9 protein-coding genes are annotated in these 8563 nt (G+C 60.7%); 6 read left to right on the forward strand and 3 right to left on the reverse strand.

Going from position 1 to position 8563, the window contains the following annotated elements; all coding sequences use genetic code 11:
* Positions 1-34 precede the first annotated feature (34 nt).
* The 3 genes from OC610_RS15755 to OC610_RS15765 form a co-directional block, all read right to left on the reverse strand.
* Positions 35-1348 (reverse strand): MFS transporter, encoded by a 1314-nt coding sequence (locus tag OC610_RS15755; RefSeq protein WP_264428902.1) that lies wholly within the window; start codon positions 1346-1348, stop codon positions 35-37.
* Positions 1349-1673: 325 nt separating this feature from the next.
* On the reverse strand, positions 1674-2915 hold the full coding sequence (locus OC610_RS15760; protein WP_264428903.1) for a CNNM domain-containing protein: 1242 nt from the start codon (positions 2913-2915) through the stop codon (positions 1674-1676).
* A gap of 12 nt (positions 2916-2927) precedes the next feature.
* A complete protein-coding gene (locus OC610_RS15765) occupies positions 2928-3740 on the reverse strand; it encodes a cytochrome C assembly family protein (protein ID WP_264428904.1) in 813 nt (270 codons plus the stop codon).
* Between the two features lie 196 nt (positions 3741-3936).
* Here OC610_RS15765 and ffh point away from each other — a divergent pair, with 196 nt between their 5' ends.
* The 6 genes from ffh (at position 3937) to xerD (ending at position 8537) form a co-directional block, all read left to right on the forward strand.
* Complete coding sequence (gene ffh, locus OC610_RS15770; protein WP_030139561.1) at positions 3937-5313, forward strand: signal recognition particle protein; 1377 nt, start codon at positions 3937-3939, stop codon at positions 5311-5313.
* A 250-nt stretch (positions 5314-5563) separates the two neighbouring features.
* Positions 5564-5815: a 30S ribosomal protein S16 gene (gene rpsP / locus OC610_RS15775; protein ID WP_003198088.1), complete on the forward strand. Its 252-nt coding sequence runs from the start codon at positions 5564-5566 to the stop codon at positions 5813-5815.
* 5 nt (positions 5816-5820) lie between these two features.
* Positions 5821-6357, forward strand: a complete 537-nt coding sequence (rimM, locus tag OC610_RS15780; RefSeq protein ID WP_030139560.1) for a ribosome maturation factor RimM — start codon at positions 5821-5823, stop codon at positions 6355-6357.
* Positions 6339-7112: a tRNA (guanosine(37)-N1)-methyltransferase TrmD gene (gene trmD / locus OC610_RS15785; RefSeq protein WP_181289115.1), complete on the forward strand. Its 774-nt coding sequence runs from the start codon at positions 6339-6341 to the stop codon at positions 7110-7112. The genes rimM and trmD overlap by 19 nt, the downstream gene beginning before the upstream one ends.
* 45 nt (positions 7113-7157) lie before the next feature.
* Positions 7158-7508, forward strand: coding sequence for a 50S ribosomal protein L19 (gene rplS, locus OC610_RS15790; RefSeq protein ID WP_030139558.1), 351 nt, complete (start codon positions 7158-7160; stop codon positions 7506-7508).
* A gap of 132 nt (positions 7509-7640) precedes the next feature.
* Positions 7641-8537 carry a site-specific tyrosine recombinase XerD gene (xerD, locus tag OC610_RS15795; RefSeq protein ID WP_264428908.1) on the forward strand — a complete coding sequence of 299 codons (897 nt, stop codon included), beginning with the start codon at positions 7641-7643 and terminating at the stop codon, positions 8535-8537.
* Positions 8538-8563 lie beyond the last annotated feature (26 nt).

Genomic DNA, 8563 nt, shown 5'->3' on the forward strand with positions numbered 1-8563 from the left:
AAAGATCGCAGCCCGCGGCAGCTCCAGAGGCGTGTCAGGCGACCCGGTTCAAGTCGTTATGGCGCGTTTCCTTCAGGCACATCACCGCGATCACGCTGAGCACGGCGGCCCCGGAAACGTACCCGCCGACGTAGCTCAGGCCACCCATCGCCACCAGTTTCTGGGCGAAGAACGGTGCCGCCGAGGCGCCGACGATACCGCCCAGGTTGTAGGCTGCCGAAGCGCCGGTATAGCGCACATGGGTCGGAAACAGCTCCGGCAGCAACGCGCCCATGGGGGCGAAGGTCACGCCCATCAGGAACAGTTCGATGCACAGGAACAGCGCCACGCCGCCGGTTGATCCTTGGGTCAGCAAAGGCTCCATGAGGAAGCCCGATGCCACCGCCAGCAGCCCACCGCCGATCAGCACGGGCTTGCGCCCAAATCGGTCGCTGGCCCAGGCCGACAGCGGTGTGGCGGCAGCCATGAACAGCACCGCGAAACACAGCAGGCCGAGGAAGGTTTCGCGGCTGTAGCCCAGGGTAGCCACGCCATAGCTCAGGGAAAACACCGTCGAGATATAGAACAGGGCGTAACACACCACCATCGCGGCCGCGCCGAGCAATGTGGGCGCCCAGTACTGGCTGAACAACTCGACCAAGGGGATTTTCACCCGTTCCTGGCGGGCCATGGCGCTGGCGAAAACCGGCGTCTCATGAAGCTTGAGGCGCACGTACAGGCCGACAATCACCAATACGGCGCTGAGCAAGAACGGAATCCGCCAGCCCCAGGACCGGAACTGCTCGTCATCCAGGGTCATGGCCAAGGTCAGGAACAGCCCGTTCGCCGCCAGGAAGCCGATGGAGGGGCCCAGCTGGGGAAACATGCCGAACCAGGCGCGCTTGCCTTTGGGCGCGTTCTCGGTGGCCAGCAAGGCCGCGCCGCCCCATTCGCCGCCAAGCCCAAGGCCTTGGCCGAAACGCAGCAGGCACAGGAGGATGGGCGCCCAGGCGCCGATGCTGGCGTAGCCGGGCAGCACACCGATGAGCGTTGTGCAGACGCCCATCAGCAGCAGCGATGCCACGAGTGTCGATTTGCGCCCGATGCGGTCGCCGAAGTGGCCGAACAGCGCCGAGCCCAGCGGGCGGGCAAGGAAGGCGATGCCGAAGGTCAGGAACGATGACAGCATCTGCGCCGTGCCTGAGGTCTGCGGAAAGAACACCGGCCCGATCACCAGGGCGGCGGCAGTGGCGTAGACGTAGAAGTCGTAGAACTCGATGGCGGTGCCGATGAAACTCGCGGTCGCCACGCGGCTGGCCGAATTGGTCGGCTGGACAGGCACGGCGTCGTTACAGGTGGTGGTTGTCATGCGGTTATCCCTGACAGTCATATGCTCCGTTGGAGCGAATTATTATGGTCGAACACCCAGGGATGTGGGGTGGGCGCTGTCGCTGTTTCGGGTAGGAACAGTCGCAGGGCTGAAGCAGATAGTGCTGGTGAGCGGCCCGGAACCTTCCGAGTGCAGGGTAGGCACGGGGGGCGGGCGAGGCTGGGTAAGCGGATTGAGTATAAGAAGGAGGCTAACGAATCAACAAGTGAGTCCGCACACAATATCGGCGCTGGCGATGAGCTTTTCGTGGTGAGGGGATGAATCCCCTCGCCACAATTGTGTTTTACCTTGAGTCTGTTGGAATTCAGGAAAAAGTCGGCACCGTACTGTTATGCCACACCAGTACCTGGCTAACGCGATTGTCGACGGTTTCGATGATTTCCAACCGATAGCGGCCGATCTTCAGGCACACCGGGCTTTCCGGAATGGTTTCCAGTGCTTCGGTCACCAGGCCGTTGAGAGTCTTCGGACCGTCGCAGGGCAGGTGCCAGCCAAGAGTCTTGTTCAGTTCGCGGATCGATGCCGCGCCGTCGATCATCAAGCGCCCGTCGGATTGAGGATGGACATGCGGGTTGTCGAGGCTGTGCTCGCTTTCGAACTCGCCGACGATTTCCTCGAGAATGTCCTCCAGGGTCACGATGCCCAGCACCTCGCCATATTCGTCCACCACCATGCCCAGGCGTCGCTGTTGCTTGTGGAAGTTGAGCAACTGCAGTTGCAGCGGTGTGCTTTCAGGCACGAAATATGGCTCGTGGCAGGCGGCCAGCAGCGCCTCCTGGGTCAGGCTCGCATCCGCCAGCATATGACGGATCTGCCGGGTGTTGAGCACTGCTTCGACCTGGTTGATGTCGCTGTGGAACACCGGTAGCCGGGTGCGCCGGTTCAGCCGCAACTGCTCGATGATCTCGCCGATGGGGTCGTCCAGGTTGATCCCATCCACCTCGCTGCGGGGCACGAGGATGTCGTTGACGGTGATGTTGTCCAGCGCATGGATGCCGGAAATCGGGTGTACCCGACCGTTGCCCTGCTCCTGTTCCTGTTCGGCGCGGGGCGTTGCCGGTGGCTCATCGTCGCTTTGCTGGACTGCACGGGCCTTGCGGGCAAAGGGGCGTAGCAGCAATTGGCTGAGGCCATTGAGCAGCCAGGCGGCTGGGTAGAGAATTTTCAGTGGCACGCCGAGCAACGTGTTGCCCAGGCCCAGTACGGCATCGGGAAAACGGCTCGCCAGGGTGCGTGGCAGGTAATCGGCGAACACCAGCAGGGCCCCACTGGTGCCAAGCCAGGCCAGCCAGGGACCTTTTTCCAGCCAGGTGAAGAGTGCCAGCAACGTGGCGATGACCACGGCCAAGGTACGGCAGAAAGTGTTGCACAGGATCAGGCTGGCCAAGGGGAAGCTCAGCCGCGCCAGCGGTTTGTCACTGGCGCGCGAGGCCCTGCGTCGGGCCAGCAAGTACTGCTGGGCGGCTTCGATGGCCGTGAACAGGGCCGACCAGAGGATCAGCACGACCATTACCGCAAACATGGGCCCTACGGGCAGGCTCTCCATCAGACTCGTCCGTCAGATATGCAGGATATATTCACGGACCAACTTGCTGCCGAAGTACGCCAGCATGAGCAGGCAGAACCCGGCCAGTGTCCAGCGAATGGCCTTGTGGCCACGCCAGCCGAGACGGTTGCGGCCCCATAGCAGCACGCTGAACACCACCCACGCCAGGCACGCCAGCAAGGTCTTGTGCACCAGGTGCTGGGCGAACAGGTTCTCGACGAACAGCCACCCGGAGATCAACGACAGCGACAGCAGGGTCCAGCCGGCCCAGAGGAAGCCGAACAACAAGCTTTCCATGGTTTGCAGCGGCGGGAAATTGCGAATCAGCCCGGACGGGTGCTTGTTCTTGAGTTGGTGGTCCTGCACCAACAGCAGCAGCGCCTGGAATACCGCGATGGTGAACAGGCCGTAGGCGAGGATCGACAGCAGGATATGGGCGAGGATGCCCGGCTCTTCGTCGATGATCTGCACCGTGCCCGACGGCGCGAACTGCGCCAGCAGCACCGTGGCCAGCCCCAGCGGGAACAGCAGCACCAGGAGGTTTTCCACGGGGATGCGCGAGCAGGCCACCAGCGTCAGGGCAATCACCGCGACGGCAATCAGGCTGGCAGCGTTGAAGAAGTCCAGGCCCAGGCCGATCGGCGTCATCAAGTGGGTAAAAAGGCTGGCCGCATGGCCGAGCACCGCCAGCACGCCAAGCGTGACCAGCAGGCGTTTGTTCGCCTTGGCGCCGGAGGCCAGGCGGGTGCCTTGATAGAGGGTCGCAGCGGCGTAGAGACAGGCGGCGGCGAGGGAAGCAAGCAAACTGGGTGACAAGGGGAGCATAAGTCCTGTTAGGCAAGCCCGAAAGGCGCTGAGTTTGGCATAGAACCCCCTACACACGAAAGACCACTGCAAGGTGTACGCCGCACGCTTCTTCGCTATAATCCGCGACCTGCCCACGCCGCAGGCTCGCCGAGCACATATTTCACGGTCTGGGCCGCCATTATCCCGGTCTCATCTGGGCCTGAAAGGATCGCGCATGTTTGAAAACCTAACCGACCGTCTCTCGCAGACGCTGCGCCATGTCACCGGCAAGGCGAAACTGACCGAGGACAACATCAAAGACACCCTGCGCGAAGTGCGCATGGCGTTGCTCGAAGCCGACGTCGCCCTGCCGGTGGTCAAGGACTTCGTCAATTCGGTGAAGGAGCGCGCCGTCGGCACCGAAGTGTCGCGCAGCCTGACGCCGGGCCAGGCGTTCGTGAAGATCGTCCAGGCCGAGCTTGAAAGCCTGATGGGCGCGGCCAACGAAGACCTGAACCTGAGCGCCGTGCCGCCAGCGGTGGTGCTGATGGCCGGTCTCCAGGGCGCGGGCAAGACCACCACCGCCGGCAAGCTGGCGCGCTTCCTTAAAGAACGCAAGAAGAAGTCGGTGATGGTGGTGTCCGCGGACATCTACCGTCCGGCAGCCATCAAGCAGCTGGAAACCCTGGCCAACGACATCGGCGTGACGTTTTTCCCGTCCGACCTGAGCCAGAAGCCGGTGGACATCGCCCAGGCGGCTATAAAGGAAGCGAAGCTCAAGTTCATCGACGTGGTCATCGTCGATACCGCCGGTCGCCTGCACATCGATGAAGAGATGATGGGCGAGATCAAGGCGCTGCATGCCGCGATCAACCCAGTGGAAACCCTGTTTGTGGTCGATGCCATGACCGGCCAGGATGCGGCCAACACCGCCAAGGCGTTCGGTGATGCACTGCCGCTGACCGGTGTGATCCTGACCAAGGTCGACGGCGACGCCCGTGGCGGTGCCGCGCTGTCGGTCCGCGCCATCACTGGCAAGCCGATCAAGTTCATCGGCATGGGTGAGAAGAGCGAAGCGCTCGAACCGTTCCACCCTGAGCGTATCGCTTCGCGCATCCTCGGCATGGGCGACGTCCTCAGCCTGATCGAACAGGCCGAAGCGACCCTCGACAAGGACAAGGCCGACAAACTGGCCAAGAAGCTGAAGAAGGGCAAGGGCTTCGACCTCGAGGACTTCCGCGACCAACTGCAACAAATGAAGAACATGGGCGGCCTTGGCGGCCTCATGGACAAACTGCCGAACATCGGTGGCGTGAACCTGGCGCAGATGGGCAATGCCCAGGGCGCGGCTGAAAAGCAGTTCAAGCAGATGGAAGCCATCATCAACTCCATGACCCCTGCCGAGCGCCGCGACCCTGAGCTGATCAGCGGCTCGCGCAAGCGCCGTATCGCCATGGGTTCCGGCACCCAGGTGCAGGACATCGGTCGCTTGATCAAGCAGCACAAGCAGATGCAGAAGATGATGAAGAAATTCTCCGCCAAGGGCGGAATGGCCAAGATGATGCGCGGCATGGGCGGTATGTTGCCCGGCGGCGGCATGCCGAAAATGTAAAGAATCTGCGCCGGCTGTCATGTCGGCGTTGCCTCGCACGGATGCGGGGATCTCCAGCAAACCCGCGTCAAGCGGGAGCTGACCTGCCGTTTTCATGACGGCTCCATGGCAGATCTTGATTGCACGGCGCCAGTCGCCGGAAAAAGTCATTTGCAAAAGTCCGGATATTCCTTAGAATATGCGGCCTTTCGGGCACCTATGCCCGCTGTGCATTTAGATTTGCAGCACCGACTACAGGAACGATGTTCACATGCTAACAATCCGTCTTGCCCTTGGCGGCTCCAAAAAGCGCCCGTTTTACCACCTGACCGTAACCGACAGCCGCAACCCGCGTGACGGTTCCCACAAGGAGCAGGTTGGTTTCTTCAACCCTGTTGCCCGTGGTCAGGAAGTTCGTCTGTCCGTGAACCAAGAGCGCGTAGCCTACTGGCTGAGCGTTGGTGCACAACCTTCTGAGCGCGTTGCTCAGTTGTTGAAGGAATCGGCTAAGGCCGCGGCCTGAGCAATATGAACGCGACGCCAAAAGATGCCGGTGATTTGATCGTTGTCGGCAAGATCTACTCTGTACATGGCGTTCGCGGCGAAGTGAAGGTGTATTCCTTTACTGATCCGATCAAGAACCTGTTGGACTACAAAACCTGGACGCTCAAGCGCGAAGGTAGCGTGAAACAGGTGGAGCTGGTCAGCGGACGCGGGAACGACAAGTTCCTGGTCGCAAAGCTCAAGGATCTCGATGATCGCGAAGAAGCACGTCTTCTGGCCGGTTATGAGATCTGTGTGCCGCGCAACCTGTTCCCTGAACTGACCGACGGCGAGTACTACTGGTACCAGCTGGTGGGTCTGAAGGTCATCGACCACCTCGGGCAATTGCTCGGGAAGATCGATCACCTGCTCGAGACCGGTTCGAACGATGTCATGGTGGTCAAGCCTTGCGTCGGCAGCCTGGATGATCGCGAACGCCTGTTGCCCTATACCGAGCAATGCGTGTTGGCCGTCGACCTTGAGGCAGGCGAGATGAAGGTGGAATGGGATGCGGATTTCTAAACGTGGCTAATTTGCGCGTTGAAGTCATCACGCTGTTTCCCGAGATGTTTTCCGCCATCAGCGAATACGGCATAACCAGCCGCGCGGTGAAACAGGAGCTGTTGCAGCTCACCTGTTGGAATCCGCGAGACTACACCACGGATCGGCATCACACTGTGGACGATCGCCCGTTTGGCGGTGGTCCGGGCATGGTGATGAAGATCAAGCCCCTGGAAGATGCACTGGTTCAGGCCAGGGCGGCAGCCGGGGAGGGTGCGAAGGTGATCTACCTGTCGCCCCAAGGCCGTCAGCTGACTCAGTCGGCGGTACGCGAGCTGGCGAATTCGGATGCATTGATCCTGATTGCCGGCCGTTATGAAGGCATTGACGAGCGTTTCATTGAAGCTCATGTCGATGAAGAGTGGTCGATTGGCGACTATGTACTGTCTGGCGGCGAGCTGCCGGCGATGGTCCTGATCGATGCGGTTACACGACTGCTGCCCGGAGCTTTAGGGCATGCGGATTCCGCCGAGGAAGATTCCTTTACGGATGGTCTGCTGGATTGCCCGCACTACACCCGACCGGAGGTGTATGCGGATCAGCGTGTTCCCGACGTGTTGCTGAGTGGCAACCACGCGCATATCCGGCGTTGGCGTTTACAGCAGTCCCTTGGTCGGACCTATGAACGACGCGCCGATCTTCTGGAAAGCCGCTCGCTTTCTGGAGAAGAGAAGAAGCTGCTCGAGGAATACATCCGCGAGCGGGACGATAGTTAACAACGTATCGATGGTAAGTCCGATGACTTGCCTTAGGAGCACAGCATGACTAACAAAATCATCCTTGCACTCGAAGCAGAGCAGATGACCAAAGAGATCCCTACCTTTGCCCCGGGCGACACCATTGTCGTTCAGGTGAAAGTGAAGGAAGGCGACCGTGCACGTCTGCAAGCGTTCGAAGGCGTTGTCATCGCCAAGCGTAACCGCGGCGTAAACAGTGCATTCACCGTTCGTAAAATCTCCAACGGTGTCGGCGTAGAGCGTACTTTCCAGACCTACAGCCCGCAAATCGACAGCATGGCTGTCAAGCGTCGCGGTGACGTACGTAAAGCCAAGCTGTACTACCTGCGCGACCTGTCGGGTAAAGCAGCTCGCATCAAGGAAAAACTGGCTTAAGTCCAGCTTCCGATGCAAAAAAAGCAGCCTGCGGGCTGCTTTTTTGTTGCCTGCGATTTGCGCTTTGAGCACCCTGCATAGCTTCATATCCCCTTTCGACGCCGTGTGTGCCCGTATTCTTCAAGAGTTTTTATGCCCGCCATCGATCATCCGCTCATAGACCAGTTTCTCGACGCCCTGTGGCTGGAAAAAGGGCTTTCCGATAACACTCGCGGCGCCTATCGCAGCGACCTGGCCCTGTTCAACGGCTGGTTGCAGGAAAAGAACCTGGAACTGATCAACGCCGGCCGGGAATTGATCCTCGATCATCTGGCGTGGCGTCTGGAACAGAATTACAAACCGCGATCGACCGCACGATTTCTCTCCGGTTTGCGTGGGTTTTATCGCTATTTGCTGAGGGAAAAACTGATCGCGGTGGACCCGACCTTGCGGGTGGAAATGCCGCAACTGGGTCGTCCGCTGCCCAAATCCTTGTCGGAGGCAGACGTGGAGGCATTGCTGGCGGCCCCCGACCTCAGCGACCCCATCGGCCAGCGTGACCGGGCCATGCTGGAAGTCCTGTATGCCTGTGGTCTGCGCGTCACCGAATTGATCAGCCTGACGCTGGAACAGGTGAACCTGCGCCAGGGCGTGCTGCGGGTGATGGGCAAGGGCAGCAAGGAGCGCCTGGTGCCGATGGGCGAGGAAGCGATCGTCTGGGTCGAGCGCTACATGCGCGATGCCCGTCATGAGCTGCTGGGCGGGCGTCCCAGCGATGTGCTGTTTCCCAGCTTGCGCGGCGAGCAGATGACCCGCCAGACCTTCTGGCACCGCATCAAGCACCAGGCCAAGGTAGCCGGGATCAATAAATCGCTTTCCCCGCACACCTTGCGGCATGCCTTCGCCACGCACCTGCTCAATCACGGCGCCGACTTGCGCGTGGTCCAGATGCTGCTGGGGCATAGCGACCTGTCCACCACCCAGATCTATACCCACGTGGCCCGGGCGCGGTTGCAGGACCTGCATGCCAAACACCATCCGCGCGGCTGAATGGAGCCCCGCTTTTTGTGGCGAGG

Source organism: Pseudomonas agronomica (assembly GCF_025917275.1).
In the GTDB taxonomy this organism is placed as follows: domain Bacteria; phylum Pseudomonadota; class Gammaproteobacteria; order Pseudomonadales; family Pseudomonadaceae; genus Aquipseudomonas; species Aquipseudomonas agronomica.

Bases quoted from the DNA above. Each gene is read 5' to 3' on its own strand.
- OC610_RS15765 (WP_264428904.1), bottom strand. From the start codon at position 3,740: ATGCTCCCCTTGTCACCCAGTTTGCTTGCTTCCCTCGCCGCCGCCTGT.
- rimM (WP_030139560.1), top strand. From the start codon at position 5,821: ATGAACGCGACGCCAAAAGATGCCGGTGATTTGATCGTTGTCGGCAAG.
- xerD (WP_264428908.1), top strand. From the start codon at position 7,641: ATGCCCGCCATCGATCATCCGCTCATAGACCAGTTTCTCGACGCCCTG.
- OC610_RS15760 (WP_264428903.1), bottom strand. From the start codon at position 2,915: ATGGAGAGCCTGCCCGTAGGGCCCATGTTTGCGGTAATGGTCGTGCTG.
- ffh (WP_030139561.1), top strand. From the start codon at position 3,937: ATGTTTGAAAACCTAACCGACCGTCTCTCGCAGACGCTGCGCCATGTC.
- rplS (WP_030139558.1), top strand. From the start codon at position 7,158: ATGACTAACAAAATCATCCTTGCACTCGAAGCAGAGCAGATGACCAAA.
- rpsP (WP_003198088.1), top strand. From the start codon at position 5,564: ATGCTAACAATCCGTCTTGCCCTTGGCGGCTCCAAAAAGCGCCCGTTT.
- OC610_RS15755 (WP_264428902.1), bottom strand. From the start codon at position 1,348: ATGACAACCACCACCTGTAACGACGCCGTGCCTGTCCAGCCGACCAAT.
- trmD (WP_181289115.1), top strand. From the start codon at position 6,339: ATGGGATGCGGATTTCTAAACGTGGCTAATTTGCGCGTTGAAGTCATC.